This is a genomic window from Embleya sp. NPDC050493, assembly GCF_044458105.1.
Taxonomy (GTDB): domain Bacteria; phylum Actinomycetota; class Actinomycetes; order Streptomycetales; family Streptomycetaceae; genus Embleya.
Genome location: NZ_JBITHP010000033.1, coordinates 72,394 through 91,696, shown reverse-complemented (window position 1 = coordinate 91,696; position 19,303 = coordinate 72,394). Strand labels below are relative to the sequence as shown.

General features: G+C 70.1%; 13 protein-coding genes. 4 read left to right on the top strand and 9 right to left on the bottom strand.

Annotated elements, in window-relative coordinates:
* Positions 1-312 precede the first annotated feature (312 nt).
* Positions 313-906, top strand: coding sequence for a Uma2 family endonuclease (locus ACIBM5_RS40295; protein WP_396011654.1), 594 nt, complete (start codon positions 313-315; stop codon positions 904-906).
* Positions 907-993: 87 nt separating this feature from the next.
* On the opposite strand, the gene ACIBM5_RS40290 is transcribed toward ACIBM5_RS40295, so the two are convergent.
* The 3 genes from ACIBM5_RS40290 to ACIBM5_RS40280 all read right to left on the bottom strand — a co-directional run bounded on the left by ACIBM5_RS40290 (position 994) and on the right by ACIBM5_RS40280 (position 4,901).
* Positions 994-2,769, bottom strand: coding sequence for an amidohydrolase family protein (locus tag ACIBM5_RS40290; RefSeq protein WP_391586573.1), 1,776 nt, complete (start codon positions 2,767-2,769; stop codon positions 994-996).
* A 151-nt stretch (positions 2,770-2,920) separates the two neighbouring features.
* Entirely contained in the window at positions 2,921-3,709 is a 789-nt protein-coding gene (locus ACIBM5_RS40285) for a glucose 1-dehydrogenase (protein WP_396011653.1), read from the bottom strand.
* Positions 3,710-3,953: 244 nt separating this feature from the next.
* Complete coding sequence (locus tag ACIBM5_RS40280) at positions 3,954-4,901, bottom strand: TIGR03619 family F420-dependent LLM class oxidoreductase (protein WP_396011652.1); 948 nt, start codon at positions 4,899-4,901, stop codon at positions 3,954-3,956.
* A 117-nt stretch (positions 4,902-5,018) separates the two neighbouring features.
* Here ACIBM5_RS40280 and ACIBM5_RS40275 point away from each other — a divergent pair, with 117 nt between their 5' ends.
* The gene (locus ACIBM5_RS40275; RefSeq protein ID WP_391586551.1) at positions 5,019-5,858 is read left to right on the top strand and encodes an enoyl-CoA hydratase/isomerase family protein; all 840 of its coding nucleotides are present in this window, start codon (positions 5,019-5,021) and stop codon (positions 5,856-5,858) included.
* A 503-nt stretch (positions 5,859-6,361) separates the two neighbouring features.
* On the opposite strand, the gene ACIBM5_RS40270 is transcribed toward ACIBM5_RS40275, so the two are convergent.
* The gene (locus ACIBM5_RS40270) at positions 6,362-7,993 is read right to left on the bottom strand and encodes a FadD3 family acyl-CoA ligase (RefSeq protein WP_396011651.1); all 1,632 of its coding nucleotides are present in this window, start codon (positions 7,991-7,993) and stop codon (positions 6,362-6,364) included.
* 135 nt (positions 7,994-8,128) lie between these two features.
* Between ACIBM5_RS40270 and ACIBM5_RS40265 the strand changes: the two genes are divergently transcribed.
* Entirely contained in the window at positions 8,129-8,905 is a 777-nt protein-coding gene (locus ACIBM5_RS40265; RefSeq protein WP_396011650.1) for an enoyl-CoA hydratase/isomerase family protein, read from the top strand.
* Positions 8,906-8,990: 85 nt separating this feature from the next.
* Here the strand turns inward: ACIBM5_RS40265 and ACIBM5_RS40260 are convergent, their stop codons facing one another.
* Both ACIBM5_RS40260 and ACIBM5_RS40255 read right to left on the bottom strand, forming a co-directional pair.
* Positions 8,991-10,019, bottom strand: coding sequence for an acyl-CoA dehydrogenase family protein (locus ACIBM5_RS40260; RefSeq protein ID WP_396011649.1), 1,029 nt, complete (start codon positions 10,017-10,019; stop codon positions 8,991-8,993).
* Positions 10,020-10,032: 13 nt separating this feature from the next.
* Entirely contained in the window at positions 10,033-11,175 is a 1,143-nt protein-coding gene (locus tag ACIBM5_RS40255; RefSeq protein WP_391586547.1) for an acyl-CoA dehydrogenase family protein, read from the bottom strand.
* A gap of 253 nt (positions 11,176-11,428) precedes the next feature.
* Between ACIBM5_RS40255 and ACIBM5_RS40250 the strand changes: the two genes are divergently transcribed.
* Entirely contained in the window at positions 11,429-12,595 is a 1,167-nt protein-coding gene (locus ACIBM5_RS40250; RefSeq protein WP_391586546.1) for an acetyl-CoA C-acetyltransferase, read from the top strand.
* Between the two features lie 69 nt (positions 12,596-12,664).
* Here ACIBM5_RS40250 and ACIBM5_RS40245 read toward each other — a convergent pair whose 3' ends face one another.
* From ACIBM5_RS40245 to ACIBM5_RS40235, 3 genes are all read right to left on the bottom strand, one after another.
* On the bottom strand, positions 12,665-14,638 hold the full coding sequence (locus ACIBM5_RS40245; protein ID WP_396011648.1) for a cell wall-binding repeat-containing protein: 1,974 nt from the start codon (positions 14,636-14,638) through the stop codon (positions 12,665-12,667).
* A gap of 307 nt (positions 14,639-14,945) precedes the next feature.
* Positions 14,946-16,850: a cell wall-binding repeat-containing protein gene (locus ACIBM5_RS40240; protein ID WP_396011647.1), complete on the bottom strand. Its 1,905-nt coding sequence runs from the start codon at positions 16,848-16,850 to the stop codon at positions 14,946-14,948.
* Between the two features lie 210 nt (positions 16,851-17,060).
* A complete protein-coding gene (locus tag ACIBM5_RS40235) occupies positions 17,061-18,878 on the bottom strand; it encodes a cell wall-binding repeat-containing protein (RefSeq protein ID WP_396011646.1) in 1,818 nt (605 codons plus the stop codon).
* Positions 18,879-19,303: the final 425 nt, after the last annotated feature.

The window sequence follows — 19,303 nt, the reverse complement described above, 5'->3', positions numbered from 1 at the left end:
TCGGGTTGGATCGGCGGGCCGACCGCACCTCGTACGCTCCGCCCAACCGACGAACGGGAGCCGACACGACGTCGCCCCCCGAACAGACCAAGGGTAGGCGCGCTCGATCGAGGGCATTGCGACTCGTGTCGCACGTCACGTGGGTCGTGAGGGCCGCGACGAACACCGTCGTCGATCTCGACGCTGTGCCATTCGGGTGACCTCCGACCGACTCGGTCGTTGGACTGTTCGGACCAGACAAGGACCGTGCCGGTGGTCGTGGAGAGTGTCACAATCGGGGCAGGTCGGGGCGACACGAAGGCGGTGCTACGAATGGCGGCTCTCCCCGCGCAGTCGCACGTCCAGCCCTGGACTGTGGACGAATGGATCGCTCTCAACGAGGCATCACCGGACGGCAGCCGATACGAGCTCGTCGACGGGAGCGTGCTGATGAGCCCGCCGCCATCCATGCAGCACCAGTTCGCGGGTGACCAACTCCGGATGTTCCTGCACGCAGCGGCACCACCCGACTTCATCGCGGTCACCGCGTCCGGCATCCCAATGGGGAACCAGACCGGCCTGATTCCGGACGTGCTCGTCGTCGATCGTTCCGCTCTCGCCGGCGGGATCAAGATGCCCGATCCATCGCAGGTCCACCTGGTCGTCGAAATCGTCTCGCCGTCGACAACCACGACCGACCGCACCCTCAAGCCCGCCAAGTACGCCGCTGCCGGCATCCTGCACTTCTGGCGCTTGGAGACGGCACGGTTTCGCGGACTCGGACTCGATCGACTGCCGGTGCTGTTCACCTACACGCTCGATGCCGAGGGCGAGTATCAACTGACCCGCCGCCTTGCGGCGGGCACCACCACTCGGATCGAGGAACCCTTCTCCGTCGAACTCGATCCCGCCGACCTCGTCGCGTAGACCGCCCTCGCCCGATCCGCCTGCATCGGACATGGGGCGGCGGCGTACGGGAGGACCCCCGCACGCCGCCGAGTTTCCGGTGGGTGGTCAGACCGAGACGGTGACCGTGTCCTTGCCGGAGCGCAGCAGCGTGCCGTTGGCGGCGCCGGTGGTCTCGCCGTCGCGGACCGTCTCCACGCCGTTGACCCGGACGCTGACCACGCCGGTGGACTCGCTGGTCAGGCGGGGGCTGTCGCCGGGCAGGTCGTGCATCAGGCGAGCCGGGCCGGAGCCGACGGTGGCCGGGTCGAACAGCACCAGGTCGGCGTGGAAGCCCTCGGCGATCCGGCCGCGGTCCTTGAGGCCGAACAGCTCGGCCGGCTCGGTGGTGAGCATCTGCACCGCGCGCTCCAGCGAGACCAGCTTGCGGCCGCGCAGCATGTCGCCCAGGAAGCGGGTGGTGTAGGTGGCCCCGCACATCCGGTCCAGGTGCGCGCCGGCGTCCGACCCGCCCAGGATCACGTGCTCGTTGTCCCACACCTGCTGCCGCAGGTCCCACGACGCCTGGTCGTTGTCGGTGGGCATCGGCCACAACACCGTACGCAGGTCGTCGTTGATGCAGATCTCGACGAGCGTCCAGAAGTCGTCCTGGCCGCGCTCCTTGGCGATGTCCGCGACCACCCGGCCGGACAGGCCCTCGTTCGCCTCGGAGTAGGTGTCGCCGATCACGTAGCGGCCGAAGTCGGCGAGCCGGCGGAAGACGCCCGCCTCGGGGCTGTCCGCGTTGCGCAGCATCTCCGCGCGCACCTCGGGGTCGCGCAGCTTGGCGATCCGCTCTGGCACCGGCAGGGACAGGATCGGGCCCCAGCCCGGGATCAGGTTGAGCGCGCAGTAGGTCAGGAAGGACATGTTCATCGGGACCAGGACCGGCATGGTCAGGATGACGATCCGCCCGCCGGCCTCCTTGGCCTTCTCCGACGCGTAGATCTGGCGGGGCGCGCGGTCGGGCGCCGCGGCGTCGACGGTGAGCACGTTCCAGTTCATCGGCCGGCCGGCCGTGGTGGTCATCTTGACCAGCAGGTCGATTTCCTCGTCCGAGAACTTGTCCAGACAGCCGGCCACGATGACCTCGAGCTGGGTGCCCTCGTGCTTGCCGACCTCCTCGCACAGCGCCAGGATCTCGGCGGGCGTCGCGGCCCGCGACGGCACCGGGTTGCCGTCCCCGTCGGTGTGGTTGGACTGACCGGTGGAGAAGCCGAGCGCGCCGGCCTCCATCGCCTTGCCCAGCTCGACCACCATCGCCGCGACCTGTTCGGGCGTGGCCTCCTTGCCGACCGAGTCGGCGCCCATCACGTAGCGACGGATCGCGCAGTGTCCGGCCATGAAGCCGGCGTTCACCGCGATCCGGCCCTCCAGCTTGTCCAGGTACTGGGCGAAGGTCTCCCAGCTCCAGTCCACGCCGTTCTCCAGCGCGGGCAGCGCCATGCCCTCGACCTTGGCCATCATCCGTCGGGTGTAGTCGGCGTCCTCGGCCCGGAGCGGCGCGAGCGTGAAGCCGCAGTTGCCGCCGATGATCGTGGTCACGCCGTGGTTGACCGAGGGCGTGGCGTACGGGTCCCAGTGCAACTGGGCGTCGTAGTGGGTGTGCGGGTCGACGAACCCGGGAGCCAGGATCAGGCCCTCGGCGTTCTCGGTGCTCGCGGCCTCTTCGGTTATGCCGCCGGCGGGGGTGACCGCGACGATCCGTCCGTCCCTGATGCCCACGTCACCCAGGAAGGACGGTGCGCCCGTCCCGTCGACGACGGTGGCTCCGGTGATGACGTGGTCCAGCATGGCGAAGCTCCTTCTGCCCTCGGTGTTGCCCGCGAACGCGGCCGACCGCACGCCTGCGCATGCCCGGCCCCGCCCACCCACGAAACTGATGGTACGTCAGATGCACGAGCCCGCCAGGGGTCCGCGCGGGATGAGACGGGGCTCACCCGAGTCATGCCACAGCGGCATATCTCGACGGTGGGACGGGCTCATGGCAGGAGGCTCAGAAAAGCTTCACGCCCGCCATCCAGCCACCGTCCACGACGATGTGGGTGCCCGTCATGTACGAACTGTCGGCACTCGTCAGGAACAGCGCCGCGGTCGCGATCTCGTCCGGCTCGCCAATCCGGGCCAGAGGTATGCCGCCGAACACCTCACTCACCGGGTCCGGCTCACCCGGAGCCGGGGTCGGCGCGGTCAGGCCGTCGATGTCGCCCGGGTTGGTCATCGGCGTACGGACGCCGCCCGGGCAGATCGCGTTGACCCGGATCCCCGGTCCGGCCTCCAGCGCGGCCACCCGGGTCATCGCGAGCACCGCGCCCTTGGTGGACGCGTACGCCACCAAGCCCTCCATGCCGGCCAGGCCCGCGTAGGACGCGATGTTCACGATCGTGCCCGGGCCGCGCGCCGCGCGGATCGCGGGCAGTGCGGTCTTCATGCCCAGGAACGTGCCGAGCTGGTTGACCTCGACGATCCGCAGGTATGCCGCCCGGGACATCTCCTCGATCGGGTCGAAGGCCAGGATCCCGGCATTGTTGACCAGCCCGTCGAGCCTGCCGAACGCGTCGACGGCGGTGCGCACCGCCTGCTGCCAGTCGTCCTCGTCCGACACGTCCAGATGTACGTAGCGGGCCGCGTCGCCGATCTCCTTCGCCGCCGCCTCGCCCGCCTCGTCGAGGATGTCGGCGAGTACGACCCTCGCCCCCTCGGCCGCGAACAGGCGGGCCTCCACGACCCCCTGGCCACGTGCCGCGCCGGTGATCAGGACCACCCTGCCGTCCAGCTTGCCCATGCGAACTTCCCTTCCGAGAACGGAGACTGATGGAGCATCAGAGCGTCGTGCGGGGTGTGCGCGTTGCGCCCGTGGCGCGCATCGTGCGCGTGGTGCCGTGAAGCGCCCCGTGGTGCCGCGGTTCGTGGTGCGCCGCGTGGTGCCGTGGCGCGCGTGGTGTGTGCGGCGGGCGGGGTACGAGGTGGGAGGAGTACGAGGTGGGAGGAGTACGGGGAGGCGGCTCCGGGTGCGTGGAACGCCGCGCTCAGGAAAGGTTCGGCGCGACCTCGGCGGCGAACAGCGCGATCTGGTCCAGCAGTTCGGCCAGGTCGCGGCTGCGGAAGCGGACCTGGATCTGGTTCGCGCCCTGCTCTCCGTACCAGCGCAGCGACTCGGCGAGCTGGTCCGGGCTGCCGGTGAGGGTGTTCGCGCCGACGTCCCAGCCGGCCTCGCCGACGTAGAGGATCTCGGTGATCGCACCGATGTCCAGGCGTTCGTCGGCGCGGCCGACCTCCTCCTGGTAGCGCTTCAGTTCGGCCAGCTGATCGGGGTAGGTCGCCCGCGGGCTGCCCTGCGGCAACCAGCCGTCGCCGTACTTCGCCACTCGCTTCAGCGCCGCGCCCGCCGAGCCGCCGATCCAGATCGGCGGACGGGGGGTCTGCACCGGACGCGGCCGCGCGCCCATGTCGCCGACCTGCCAGCGCTCGCCGGCGAAGGTCACGTACTCGTCCCGCAGCGCGAGGTCGAGCAGTTCCAATGCCTCGTTGAGCGCCCTGCCCCGGGTCTTGAAGTCCACCCCGAGCATCTCGAACTCGGCCTCGACGTGTCCCGCACCCGCACCGACGATCGCCCGACCCTTGGAGATCCGGTCCAGCGTCGCGAACGCTTTGGCCGACATCATCGGGTGCCGGTAGGCGAGAACCGACACGTGACTGATCAGCCGGATCCGCTCGGTGATGGCCGCGAGCCAGCCGAGCGTGGTCATCGTGTCCCACCACTCGGTACCCATCGCGCCGGCGTGGCTGCGCGGGATCGCGGTGTGGTCGCAGACCGCGATGTACGCGAAGCCGGCCCGCTCGCAGGCCTGCGCGATGGCGGCCAGCTCGTCCGGTCCCGAGGTCTCCTCCCATGCCTCCGCGTACAGCTTGCTCTGCGACTGGATGGGCAGCTGCATGCCGACGTGCAGGGTGCCCGGGGGCAGGATCGCGGCCATGGAAGTGCCTCCGAGGGATCGAGGGAGATCGTTGGACTGTGGCGAACGCGTGTCACATACTCCGATCTAACGGGTCGTCAGACAAGGCCGAAGCACCGCTCCTGGAGGAACCGGACCGTGATCAACACCACCGACCCAAGCGTCGACGAGGCCGAGGTGCGGATGCGGCTGGAGGTCGAGGAGGCCACCGGCATCGCGGTGCTGACGCTGTGTCGACCGGACAAGCTGAACGCGTGGAGCTGGGAGGCCACCCGGCAGTTGGGCATCATGGCCGACCGGATCCGGTTCGACGAGCGGGTCCGGGTGGTGCTGCTGCGGGCCGAGGGGCGGGCCTTCTGCGCGGGCATCGACGTCACCGCACCCGGCGGCGCGATCACCGGCCGCTCCGGCGCCGAGCGCACCCGCAACTACTACGAGGGCCTGCGATGGGTGCACGAGCGCTTTCGCACCTTCGCCCGGCTGCCGCAGCCCGTGGTCGCCGCCGTCCAGGGGTACTGCCTGGGCTTCGGCTTCGAACTCGCGCTGATGGCGGACATCCGGATCGCGGCCGACGATGCCAGGTTCGCGCTGCCCGAGGCGCAGATCGGCGTCGCGGTGGACGCGGGCGGCGACATCCGGATCGCCCGGGAGGCGGGCGCGGGCTGGGCCAAGCTGCTGTCGCTGACCGGCCGCCGGATCGACGCGGCCCTGGCCGAGCGCCTGAACCTGGTCCAGGAGGTGGTGCCCGTGGCCGACCTGGACCGCACCGCCCGCGCGCTGGCCGAGGAGATCGCCGCCAACGCCCCCCTGGCCGTCCAGGGCATCAAACGCAGCATCGACACCTTCGCCGACGCCAACCTCGACACGGCCCTGGGCCTGACCGCGATGTCCGCGGCCCTGACCCTGGTCTCCGACGACTCGGTAGCAGGCTACGCAGCCAAAGCAGCCCGCAAATCAGCAGAATTCGAGGGCAAGTAACCCAACCCGCCCCCGACAACCTCAACCGCCGGCCGTCCCCCCACACCTCGACCGGCGCTTGAGGCCACTCGGCGCGACCGGCCCACGAGGCCACCCAGCCCCGCCGGCGCATGAGGCAAACGAGCCCAGCCGGCGCTTGAGGCCACCCAGCCTCGCCGGCGCTTGAGGCGACCAGCCCGGCCGGCGCTTGAGGCCATCCAGCCGGGCCGACGCTTGAGGCCACCCAGCCTCGCCGGCGCATGAGGCGACCAGCCCGGCCGGCGCATGAGGCCACCCAGCCGGGCCGGCGCATGAGGCCACTCAGCCCCGCCGGCGCTTGAGGCGAACCAGCCGGGCCGGCGCATGAGGCCACCCAGCCCCGCCGGCGCATGAGGCGAACCAGCCCGGCCGGCGCTTGAGGCCACCCAGCCCCGCCGGCGCATGAGGCGAACCAGCCCGGCCGGCACGCACGAGGCCAACAGCCCGGCCGGCGCATGAGGCCAAGCAGCCCGCCGCCCAACCCCTCAGCGCCGCGCCGCCTCCTCCGCAGCCCGCGCCCGAAGCTCGAACTTCAGCACCTTCCCGCCCGGGTTCCGCGGCAACTCGGTGACGAACTCGACCGCCCGAGGCACCTTGTAGTTCGCCATCTCCTGCCGGCAGAACGCGATGACCTCCTCGGCCGTCACCTCCGCCCCGGGCCGCAGCAGCAGGTACGCCTTGCCCACCTCGCCCATCCGCGCGTCCGGAACGCCGACCACCGCGGCCTCCGAGATCGCCGGGTGCCCCGCCAGCACCGACTCGATCTCCGCCGGGTAGGCGTTGAAGCCGCCGACGATGAACATGTCCTTGATCCGGTCGGTGATCCGCAGATTGCCGTGCTCGTCCAGCACACCCACGTCGCCCGTGTGCAGCCAGCCGTCGGCGTCGATCGACCCGGCGGTCTCCTCCGGGTCCTCGAAGTAGCCCTTCATCACGTTGTAACCACGCACCCACACCTCGCCGGACTCGCCGACCGGGGTCGGCTTGCCGTCCGCGTCCGCGGTGATCACCTCCACGCCGGGAATGGCCCGCCCCGAGGTGGACGAGATGACCTCGGCCGAGTCGCCCTGCCGGCACATGGTGGCCGTACCGCACGACTCGGTCAGCCCGTACGCGGTGAGTACCGAGTCAAAGCCCAGTTCCTCCGCCATCCGGGTCACCAAGGACAACGGCACCGCCGCCGCGCCGGTGACCGCGAGCCGCAGCGAGGACAGGTCGTACCTGCCCGCCCCCTCGCGCGCCACCGCGTCCAGGAGCGAGGTGTAGATCGTCGGCGCGCCCGGCAGCACGGTGACCCGCTCCTGCTGGATCACCGCCATCGTGGCGTCCGGGTCGAAGACCGCCTGCGGGATCATCGTGGCGCCCTTGATCAGGCTCGCGATGATCCCCGCCTTGTACCCGAAGGTGTGGAAGAACGGGCTGACGATCAGGTACTTGTCGCCCTCGACGACTCCGACCACCGACGCCCACGTGTCGAACACGCGCAACGTCTGCGATTGGGTGGTCATCACGCCCTTGGGCTGCCCGGTGGTGCCGGAGGTGAAGATGATGTCGCCGATGTCGTCGGGGGTGACGCTCGCCTTGCGGGCGTCCACCTCGGCCGCGGTGACCCGGTCGCCGCCGGCCAGGAAGTCCGACCACGCGACGCAGTCGTCCGGCGCGGTGTCGGCCAGCACGACCACTCGTTCCAATTCGGGCAGGTCCGCGAAGACCCGCCCCTCGGCCGCGCCGCCGGCCGCCTGGCGGAGCATGCCGACGTAGGACGAGCCGAGGAACGTACCCGAGACGAACAACAGCTTGGCGTGCGTCTTGGCCAGCACGTACTTGGCCTCGGCGCCCTTGTACCGGGTGTTCATCGGCACCACCACCGCGCCCGCGGTCAGCGCGCCGAGCGCGGACACGATCCAGTCCAGCGAGTTCGGCGCCCAGACGCCGACCCGGTCGCCCTTGTGCACGCCCGCCGCGATGGCGGCGCCGGCGGCACGCCGGACGCGGTCCCGCAGTTCGGCGTAGCCGACCCGTACATTGCCGTCCACCACGGCCTCACGGTCACCGAAGCGGTCCGCCGCGCTGTCGACGAGAGCAGGGATGCTCCCCCACTCAAGATCCCCTTGCATGATCGCTCCCGGAGAGGCCAGAGGTTGATAGAACCTGACGGTACGTCAGATCATGGCGGCGTGGGAAGCGGCATCACGGCGATCGAGACGCAGACCACCGAGACGTGGTGGTCACCGATGATTGAGGGCTGAGGCATGCGCAAGTTCGAGACGCTGGGCTACGAGCAGGAGAACGGCGTCGCGTGGGTGACGTTGAACCGCCCGAACCGGCACAACGCGTTCGACATCACCATGATCGACGAGCTGCACTCGTTGTGGCGTGAGCTGCGGCACGACGACGACGTGCGGTGCGTGGTGCTCACCGGCGCGGGCGACAAGGCGTTCTGTACCGGCATCGACCGGGGTGTGGACATCCCCCAGCCGTCGTCGCCGTACATGATGGACGACCCGATGCTCAAGGTGGGACCGAAGTTCTCCGACCTGTGGAAGCCGGTCATCGTCGCGGTGAACGGCATGGCCTGCGGCGGCGCGTTCTACCTGCTCGGCGAATGCGAGTTCGTGATCGCGGCGGAGGAGGCGACCTTCTTCGACCCGCACACCACGTACGGCATGGTGTCCGGCTTCGAGTCGATGCACCTCGCGCAGCGCATGCCGCTCGGCGAGGTCATGCGGCTCACCCTGCTGGGCAACGCCGAGCGGATGAGCGCCAAGCGCGCCTACGAGACGGGACTGGTGTCCCAGGTGGTGCCGGCGGCCGAGTTGCTCGACACCGCCCGGTGGGCCGCCGAAACCATCGCCTCCTACCCCCCGCACGGCGTCCAGGGTTCCGTGCGCTCCATCTGGGCGGCCCGCGACCTCACCCGCGCCCAGGCCCTGAGCATGGCCCCCCACATGATCGAGCTGGGCAACCTCGACTGGTCCGAGCAGGCGGGCCTGTTCCAAAACCGCGGCAAGGACTTCCGGGTGCGCTGACACGCGCCGAGGGCCCCGACCCACCGAGGTGGGTCGGGGCTCGGTCGGACGACGGCCGCCTCTTGCGTCGTCCGGGTCTCGGGCGTCAGTACGAGGGCGTGGTGGGTGCCGGTGCGGCGCCGAGCAGGTCGGTTGCGATCCGGTCGCGGTGTTCGCCCGGGTCGCCCCACGCGGCGCCCAGTGCCCAGGCGCGCTTCATGAACAGTTGGAGGTCGTGCTCCTCGGTGTAGCCGATCGCGCCGTGCACCTGGAGGCAGTTGCGGGCCGCCAGGTCGGCCGCCTCGCCCGCGTAGATCTTCGCCATCGACACGTCGCGGTCCGCCGAGGGCAGGTCGCGGGCGAGCGAGTAGGCCGCACGCAGCACCACCGGGCGGGCGAACTCCAGCTTGATCAGCACGTTGGCCAGGTGGTGCTGGACCGACTGGTGGGTGCCGATCCGCACGCCGCGCTGGACCCGCTGCTTGGCGTAGTCCACCGTCATGTCGAGCATCCGCCGGGTCAGGCCCAGGAGCTGTGCCGCCGCGCCGAGCGCGCCGCGGTTCGCCGCCCGGGACAGCGCCCGTTGTGCGCCGGCGGCCACCAGGGTCTCCGGGGTCGGTTGGAAGCCGACCGTGTAGAGCTTGCGACTGCGGTCGACGGAACGTTGTGCGGTGAGTTCGCAGTCGCCCGGGTCGGTCACGTGCAGGTCGCCGTTGGCCAGCCCGATCACCAGCACGTCGGCGGCGGCGGCCTCGACGGCGAGTCGCCGACCGGGCAGCAGTACCGAGGCGGTGGCCCGGCCCGCCGCGATCTCGGCAAGCCATCCGGCGTCGGCGGCGAACTCGGCGAGCAGGCCGGCCGCGACCGCGGATTCGAGCAGCGGTTCGGGCAGCGCGGCGTAGCCGGTCTCCACCAGCACGGCGGCCAGCTCCTCGTCGCCCATGCCCAGGCCGTCGTGCTCCTCGGGGACCACGATGCCGGTCACGCCGATCTTGGCGAGTTCGGCCCAGCGTGCGGAGATCGCGCTGTCGGCGGCCCAGGCGGCGCGTACGTCCGAGCCGGTGCACCGGTCGGCGAGGAAGTCGCGGACGGTGTCGCGGAACAGTTCCTGGTCTTCGGTGTATGCGAGGCGCATCGTCGGATTCCTTCTACTTCGCTCGGGGCAGGCCGAGGATGCGTTCGGCGATCGTGTTCCGCTGGATCTCGTTGGTACCGGCGTAGATCGGTCCGCCGAGCGCGAACAGGAAGCCGTCCAGCCAGCCGCCGTCGCCGTCGTCCAGCTCGCCCGCCTCGCCGAGCAGGCGCAGCGCGGTCGCGTGCAGTTCGACGTCCATCTCGGACCAGAAGACCTTGTTGATCGAGGAGTCCGCGCCGATCGCGCCGCCCGCCTGGAGCTTGGTGACGGTGCCGAAGGTGAACAGCCGGTACGCCTCGGCGTCCATCCACGCGCGCACCACCGCGTCCCGCTCGGCCGGGCGCGGGTCCTGCTTGTACAGCTCGATCAGCCTGTTCGCGGGTGCCACGAAGCGGCCGGGGCTGCGCAGGTTGAGCCCGCGCTCGCTGCCGGTGGTGGCGATCATGATCTTCCAGCCCTCGTTCACCCCGCCGAGCACGTCGGCGTCCGGTACGAAGACGTCGTCCAGGAAGACCTCGGCGAAGCCCGGCTCGCCGTCCAGCTGCGGGATCGGCCGTACGGTCACGCCCGGGGCGGCGAGGTCGACCATGAAATAGGTCAGCCCGCGGTGCCGCTGTGCCTCGGGGTCGGTGCGGAACAGGCCGAACAGCCGGTGTCCGTACGTGCCGCGCGAGCTCCAGATCTTCTGCCCGTTCAGCAGCCACCCGCCGCGCTCGTCGTCGCGGTCGGCCCGCGAGCGCACGTTCGCCAGGTCGGAGCCGGCCTCCGGCTCGGACCAGCCCTGGACCCAAATCTCCTCGCCGGAGGCCATTTTCGGCAGGTAGCGGTCCTGCTGCTCCTTGCTGCCGAATTCGAAGACGGTCGGCGCGAACAGGAAGATGCCGTTCTGGCTGACCCGGCCCGGGGCGCCCGCGCGGTAGTACTCCTCCTCGAAGATCAGCCATTCGGTCAGACCGGCCTCGCGCCCGCCGTACTCCTGCGGCCAGGACACCACCGCCCAGCGCGCGTCGAAGAGCTTGCGCTCCCACGCCTGGTGGGCCAGGAAGCCCTCCCGCGTGTCCATCGACGGCAGTGGCTCGGCGGGCACGTTGGCGGCCAGCCAAGCGCGCACCTCCCGGCGGAACTCCTGCTCCTGCTCGGTGAATTCGAGATCCACTGGGCGACTCCCTCGACGGGTGTGAGACCGAGGACACACAGGTCGAAACCCGGTCGGACACGGGTAGCATAACTGACGGGTCGTCAGGTTAACCGTTCCGTGCGGTGTGGCGACACCGTGGACGGCGTGCGATCGGACACGCGGGCGAGCGAAATCGTCGGTCGAACGTAGGTCATCGGTCGTACGTCGCCGGTCGAACAATCGTCGGTCGAATACTCGTGAGTCGAACACTCGAGGATCAAAGGGGGCCCCAGTGGCCGAGGCATACATCGTCGACGCGGTTCGCACACCGGTCGGCCGCAAGAAGGGCAGCCTGGCCGGGGTGCACCCGGCCGACCTGGGCGCCCACGCGATCAAGGCCCTGGTCGAGCGCAGCGGGATCGACCCGGACGTGGTCGAGGACGTGGTGTTCGGCTGCGTGGACACGATCGGCCCGCAGGCCGGCGACATCGCCCGCACCGCGTGGCTCGCCGCGGGCTACAGCGAGGCGGTGCCCGGGGTCACCATCGACCGGCAGTGCGGCTCCTCGCAGCAGGCGATCCACTTCGCGGCGCAGGGCGTGATGTCCGGCACCCAGGACGTGGTCGTGGCCGGCGGCGTGCAGAACATGAACCAGATCCCGATCGGGTCGGCGATGACCTCGGCCGTGCCGCTCGGCTTCAGCGACCCGTTCTCCGGTTCCAAGGGCTGGGTGGCACGCTACGGCGACGAGCCGGTCGACCAGTTCTACGGCGCCGAGCTGATCGCCAAGCGCTGGGACATCTCCCGCGAGGAGATGGAGCGCTTCGCGCTCGCGTCGCACGAGCGCGCCCTGCACGCGATCGACAACGGGTGGTTCGAGAAGGAGATCGCACCGATCGACGTGGACGGCACCGTGGTCTCGGTCGACGAGCCGCCGCGCCGGGGCACCACGTTGGAGAAGATGGCGGAGCTGAAGGTGCTGATGGAGGGCGGCCGGATGACCGCCGCCGTCGCATCGCAGATCTCCGACGGGGCGGCTGCGCTGCTGATCGTCTCCGAGCGCGCCCTCAAGCAGTACGGCCTCACCCCGCGCGCCCGGATCCACCACATGAGCGTGCGCGGCGCGTCGCCGATCGAGATGCTCTCCGCGCCGATCCCGGCCACGGAGTACGCGTTCGCCAAATCCGGCCTGGGCATCGACGACATCGACGCGGTCGAGATCAACGAGGCGTTCGCGCCGGTGGTGCTGTCCTGGATGAAGGACATCAAGGCCCCGCACGAGAAGGTCAACCCCAACGGCGGCGCGATCGCCCTGGGCCACCCGCTCGGCGCCACCGGCGCCCGCCTGATGACCACGTTGCTCCACCACCTGGAGCGCACGGGAGGCCGCTACGGCCTCCAGACCATGTGCGAGGGCGGCGGCCAGGCCAACGCCATCATCATCGAACGCCTGGGCTGAGCACCCGGTCGACGCGAACGAGGCCCGCCGGTGCGCCGGCGGGCCTCGTCGTACGTGGGTCGGTCCGGATCAGGGCAGCGCCACCCGCAGGTCGCCGTTCGGGGAATCCACGTACTGGTAGAGGTCGTACATACCGACGATCTGTCCCGCGGATCGCCCGACGTGTTCGCTGACCACATCGGTACCGCCGACCACGACGAGGCGGTCGAGGCCGGTCCCCTTGCGGGCGATCAGGTAGTCGAGGGTGGCCACCGGCAGCGTGGTGGCATTCGCGAGCAGCAGCGGTCCGTGGCCGGCGATCAGGGCACCGCCGGTGAGGGCGTCCTGCCAGGTCGCCATGGTCGCCAACGCGGCGGCCTTGGGCCGGGCGAAGGAATGCTCGGCGAGCAGCCTGGCGGTGTCGGGCGCGGTACGACCGTCCGCCGTCGCATCGATCCGGATCGACGCCGAGTTCAACGCGACCACGGCCGGGCCGCCCACGGCGGTCACCTTGGTCTTCGTCCGGTCCAGGCCGCGCAGGTAGTTCGCGGTCGCGGCCGGCAGCGTGTCGCCCCATGAGAACACGACCGTCGCGGCCGGTGTCGAACCGGCCGCGGCGCCGGCGGCGAGGGCGTCGTAGTACTCGGCCGCCGTAGCGACGAACACCTCCTTCGGCGCCATGGTCAGCTCCTTGGCGATGGCAACACCCGTCTCCGCGACCGTGTTGCCCGCGAGCCGCTTCGGCGTCAGACCCAGCGCACGAATCTGCGTGTCCACCGCCGCGCTCACGACACCCTCGTCACCGAGCACGTACACCGTCGCACCCGGCGACAGAATCCGCGCCAACTCCGCCGACACCGCAGGCGCCAGACCCTCCTTCGGCGTGAGCAACATCGGGCCACCCTTGGCACCCGCAAGCCCCGCACCCGCAAGACCGTCATAGAACGCGTCCGAACGCGTCAACACCGCAACATTCGCCTTGCGCGCACCCGACGCCGACGCAGCCGCGTCGAACTTGAACCGCGACGTCGCCACACCCGTCGTAATCGCATTCGAGCCGTAGACCTGCGTCACGACCGCCCGCGAGACCGGAATCGGCCGCCAGATCGGGGTCGCGCCCGAGCCCAGATTGTTGATCTCGCCGGTGGCGATGTCGACCGTGCCGACCAGGCCCCCCGACGAGTCGCGGTAGGCGAGCGTACGGCCATCCGGCGACCAGTCCAGGCTGTCGGGCTGGTAGCGGGTGGCGGGCACCGTGGTCCGCGTGCGCGAGGCCAGGTCGAACAGTTCGAAGCCGACCATGTGCCCGGGAGCCGGCACCGTGAGCGCGATCCGGGTGCCGTCGGGCGAGATGTCGGGCTGCTTCTGGCGCACCGGCACCGAAGACCCGTCGGCGGCCGGTTCGGTGACGGGGGTGACCCCGCCGGACTGCGCGTTGTAGAGCATCACAGCAGGATCAAGACTCAGGTCGCACTCGCCGTTTGTGGTTCTGGGCACCCTGGAGAACGCGTAGAGCCCCACCTTGGAGGCGGATATGTCGAAGTCGCAGAAGGCGCCCGAGTAAAAGAACAACGGGCCGGGCGGACGGCCGCCGTCGACCGGCGCCTCGTACAGCCTCGCGCCGTTCGCCGCATCCCGAAGGGTCATCAGGATTCGGGTTCCGTCGGAGGAGAACTCCGGGGCGTCGTATCGCGCGGCCGTACCACTGCCGAAGTCGACCGGATACGCACCGTCCGGGCGTACCACTCGCACCCGACCGGACGGTCCACCGTCCCGAGGCTCCCCCGCCAGCAGGGTCACGTCCGGCGAGACGGCACTCACGGCGAAGTCGCGTACCGCGAGCTCGCCGCGCTGCCCCGGAACACTCGGTCGGGTGATGACGACTCGGTTCGCCGTCCCCGTCCCGGTGGAGTCGGTGTTCAGGTAGACCACGTCCACGGGTGGCAACAGCGGCGCGTCGGCGGCGGACGCGGGTGCCCCGACAAGTACCGCGCCCAGTACCAGCGCGGCCGAGGTGCCGATCACGACACCGGCACGCGCGGAAAGACGTCTCGTGTTGGTCAAGATGCCGCATCCTCGGATCGAGGCGGGGTCTCGGGCAGGCCCGGAACGGGGGCGTCCGACGGACGCCCCCTCATCGGGCTCCGCACACGAACACCCTCGACCCCTTGCCCCAAGGGCGTCCCGCCCCACCCCTCGGGAAGGCCCCGCCGCAGGCTATCGCCAGGTGACGACAACTCACCGAGGCGGAACGCCCCGTCGGATCGAGCGCGGCCACGCCGCAATCGAACAGGCCGCACGAAGCCCGAGTAGGGCTTCGTGCGGCCTCGGTGTTTTGTCGGGACATGGGGACCGGCCCGGCGATGCTCGGTCAGTTGAACGGGACGCGCACATCCCCATCCGGCGAGTCGACGAACCCGTGCAACCCGTACAGGCCCGTGAGCGCGACGGCCTGGTCGGCTACGCCGTTGGACACCACGTCGGAGCCGCCGACCACGATCACTCGGTGCAGCGGGTCGGTCTCGGCCCTCAGATACGCGGCCGTGGGCTGCGAGAGGGTCTGGTTGGCGGTGAGGAGCAGGGGCCCTCGACCGGCGATCAGCGCGCCACCGGTCAGCGCGTCCTGCCAGGTGCTCACGGTGGCGATCGCAACCGCCTCGGGGTGGGTGAACGACTGGCCGGCGATCAACTGCGCCGTGTCCGCGGCATCGCGGCCATCGGCCGTGGCGTCGGCCCTGATGCCCGCCCGGTTCAGCGCGACGACCGCCGGGCCACCGACTGCGGTGACCTGGGTCCTCGTCCGATCCAGACCGTTCAGGTAGGCCGACGTCGCGGCGGGCAGCGACTCGCCCCACGAGAACACCACGGCGGTGTCCGGCGTGGAGCCCGCCGCCGCGCCGGCGGCGAGCGCGTCGTAGTACTCGGCCGCCGTCGCGACCAGGACCCGCTTCGGGGTGGTCGTCATCTCGTTCGCGATTGCGATTCCGGTCTCCGCGACCGTACGTCCGCCCAGCCGCTTCGGCACCAGTCCCAGTGTTGCGAGTTGCCGGTCGACGAACGCGCCGACCACACTCTCGTCGCCCAAGACGTACACCGTCGAGCCCGGCGTCAGCACCCGGTGCAGTTCACTGAGCACGGAGGTCGGTACACCCTCCTTGGGCGTGAGCAACATCGGGCCGCCCTTGGCTCCCGCAAGCCCCGCGCCCGCGAGGCCGTCATAGAACGCGTCGTCGCGGGTCAGCACGGCGACATTCGCCCTGCGCGGCCCGACGGGTGTGTACGACGAGTCGTACTTGAAGCGCGATGTGGCGACTGCCGTGTCAATCGCGGTCGATCCGTAGACGCGCACGCCGATCGAGGGGCGAACCGGTCGGGGCAGCCATACGGGGGAGTGCACGCTTCCGCTGCCCGTGCTCCCGATGGTGGCGAGGACTCGCCCGGTCTCGATGTCGAGCCGTGCCATCTGCCAATCGGGCATCGCGAGCGCAACCGAACGACCGTCGGGCGCCCAGCTCAGATACTCGGCCAAGACCGCTTCCCCGGTGACCGTGCGCGCCCGCTTGGTCGTCAAGTCGAGAACGCGCAGCCCCGATCCCTTCGCCGGGAAATAGGCGAGCTGCTTCCCATCCGGGGAGAGCGCGTATGTCTTGGCGGTCAATGGGATCTCGGCGCCCTCGGCATCGATTTCGACGATCGGTGCGAGCGTGCGGGTGCCTACGTCGTAGGACATGATCGGGGACTCCGGGCGCACACCCCCTTGGCAATCGCGAGCCCGGCGGAAGACGAGTCGATCGGTTTCCGAGACCGACAGCGCGCCGTCACATGTCTGCGCCTGTTCCGGGAACATCGGTGTAGGCACGGCGCTCCCGTCGAGGGATGCCGAGACCAGCCGGCTGTCGACTCCGAACTCACCGGACCTCACCAGGTAGATTCGGCTGCCGTCGGCCGAGAACGCGCCCTCCGCGAAACGCACGCCCGGCGTGGCGAAGGTGACCGAGTGACCACCCTCACGCTCCGATACCCGGAAGGCACCGGACGCCTTGTCCCGGGGTCCGAATCCGGCCAGGAGCAGGCCGTCCGGTGAAACGTCCGTGAGGGCCGCCATGCCGAAGTCCGGCAGAGTCACCGGGTGCTTGTACGGACTCATTTCCACCAGCTTCGGCCTCGTGCCGCCGCCGAAATCGTGGACGTACGCCAAATCGACCGGATCGCCGGGCGCGGCTTGGGCGCTCGTGCCGGGTACCAGCGCCATGGCCAAGGCGCCGACGACGGCCATACTGGCGAGCGTCCCGAGCCGGTGCCGCCGCCGGCGGCCGTGGTTCGTTCCCCCACCGTCGTCTACCTCGAACTCGACTGTCATTGAGGCTTTTTCACTTCTTTCATGAGGTCCACCAGAGCACTGTGCACCGGTGCGCGGAATGTAACCGGCCATCCCCGACAGGGTGTCGGGGATGGCCGGTGCAGCAGACGGTCCGGGGCCGAAGGGTCAGCCGATGGAGACCTTGACGTCGCCGTTCGGCGAGTCGACGAAGTCGTGGAAGCCCTGCGGGCCGGTCAGCGACGCGGCCTGGGCGGCGACGGCGTCGTTGAGGACGTCCGAGCCACCGACGGCCACGACGCGGTCCAGCGAAGCGGCCTCGGCCGTGAGGTAGTCCGCCGAACCCTGCGGCAGGGCCGTCTGCGTCGCCAGCAGCAACGGGCCCTTGCCCGCGATCAGCGCGCCGCCCGTGAGGGCGTCCTGCCAGGTCGCCATCGTCGCCAACGCTGCGGCCTTGGGGTGGGTGAACGCGTGCTCCGCGAGCAACTTCGCCGTGTCCGGCGCGGTACGGCCGTCCGCCGTCGCATCGATCCCGATCGCGGCCGAGCCCAGTGCGACCACGGCCGGGCCACCGACCGCGGTGACCTTGGTCTTGGTCCGGTCCAGACCCCGAAGGTAGTTCGCGGTCGCGGCGGGAAGCGTGTTGCCCCACGAGAACACGACCGTCGCGCCCGGCGTCGAACCGGCGGCGGCACCCGCCGCAAGAGCGTCGTAGTACTCGGCGGCGGTCGCCACGAACACCTCCTTCGGCGCCGACGTCAACTCGTTCGCGATCGCGACACCCGTCTCCGCGACGGTGTTGCCCGCAAGGCGCTTCGGCGTCAGACCCAGCGCACGAATCTGCGTGTCCACCGCGGCGCTCACGACACCCTCGTCACCGAGCACGTACACCGTCGCACCCGGCGACAGAATCCGCGCCAACTCCGCCGACACCGCAGGCGCCAGACCCTCCTTCGGCGTGAGCAACATCGGGCCACCCTTGGCACCCGCAAGCCCCGCACCCGCAAGACCGTCATAGAACGCGTCCGAACGCGTCAACACCGCAACATTCGCCTTGCGCGCACCCGACGCCGACGCAGCCGCGTCGAACTTGAACCGCGACGTCGCCACACCCGTCGTAATCGCATTCGAGCCATACACCCGAACACCCACCGACGGCGTCACGGTCCGGTTCGCCCAGATCGGCACGGTCTGCCCAGCCCCGAGAGAGTTGACTTGGCCGGTCACCAGGTCGAGGCGCTTACTCGTGTTGAAGACGCCGAAGGCGAGGTAGCGGCCGTCGGGCGACCACCGCGCCGCCCACATGTCGGAGTCCTCGTAAAGGGCCTTGCTGCGCTTGGTGGCGAGGTCCAGGAGACGCAGCTCGGCGCGCTCGTCGCCAGGCAACATCCGCATGTAGGCCAGGCGCGTCCCGTCCGGCGAAATGCTCGGGAAGAAACCCCCGACGGGAGCCTCCACGCCCGCGTCGTTCAACTCGACGGCGGGCTCGACCGCACCCGTTTCCGGGGTGTAGAGCATGACCGACGACGCGCCGTCACAGCGGGTGCCGATCGGAGCCGTCCGGGTGAAGGCGTACCGACCTGTGGACGTGGACAGGAAACGGTCACACGAGACCGCCTGCGCCGGCAGCAGCGGCTGCGCGGTCGCGTCCCGATCCGCAGGAGCCACCAACAGGCGGGCTTGGTTCCCGTGATCGTCGGGAACATCGCCGTCCAGGTAGAGCTTCGAACCATCAGGTGAGAAGACCGGGTTCCCGCCGGAAAGATCGCCCGGAATCACGATGTTCGTGGGCTTGGTCCCGTCGACATCGACCGTGCGAATCCGACGATCGTTGACACCACTGGAACGACCGGCGAGCCGCTTGCCGTCCTTGGACACCGCATCGACGGCGTCGATCCCGTTCGGCGTGAACGGAGCCGTCCCGGCACCGTCCGCTCGGACCACGCTGAAGCCGTCGACCCACCCTTGGGTGTAGATCAACTCCACCGGATCACCGGGCGCAGCTGGCGTCGCCCTGTCCGCGTGTGCCGCCGGCGCAACGAGCACCGTCGCCGTGAGCACGAGTGTGGCCGTGGTGCACACGACACCGACGGCCCTGAAAGAAGCTTGTTTCAAGGTCAAAGCAGTCATCTTTCGCAAAGAGAATTGCCGGCCGGCAACGAGCCCGATCACGTCCCCCAACGGATCGCAGCAAACCCGGTGCCACACACATCAGCACGACGGGCCGACATCGACGCCCCCCAACCGACCGGACCGGCCCGCCGAGCGTAGCGCCCACATCTCAGCCGCGACAGTACGTTTCCGCGAACCCTGACGGAACATCAACACCCTTGCCGGACAGATCGGTTCGAGCTCCGCAACGGCGAAACGCCCGAAGGGCGCGGCCACCGGTGTGGTGGTCGCGCCCTTCG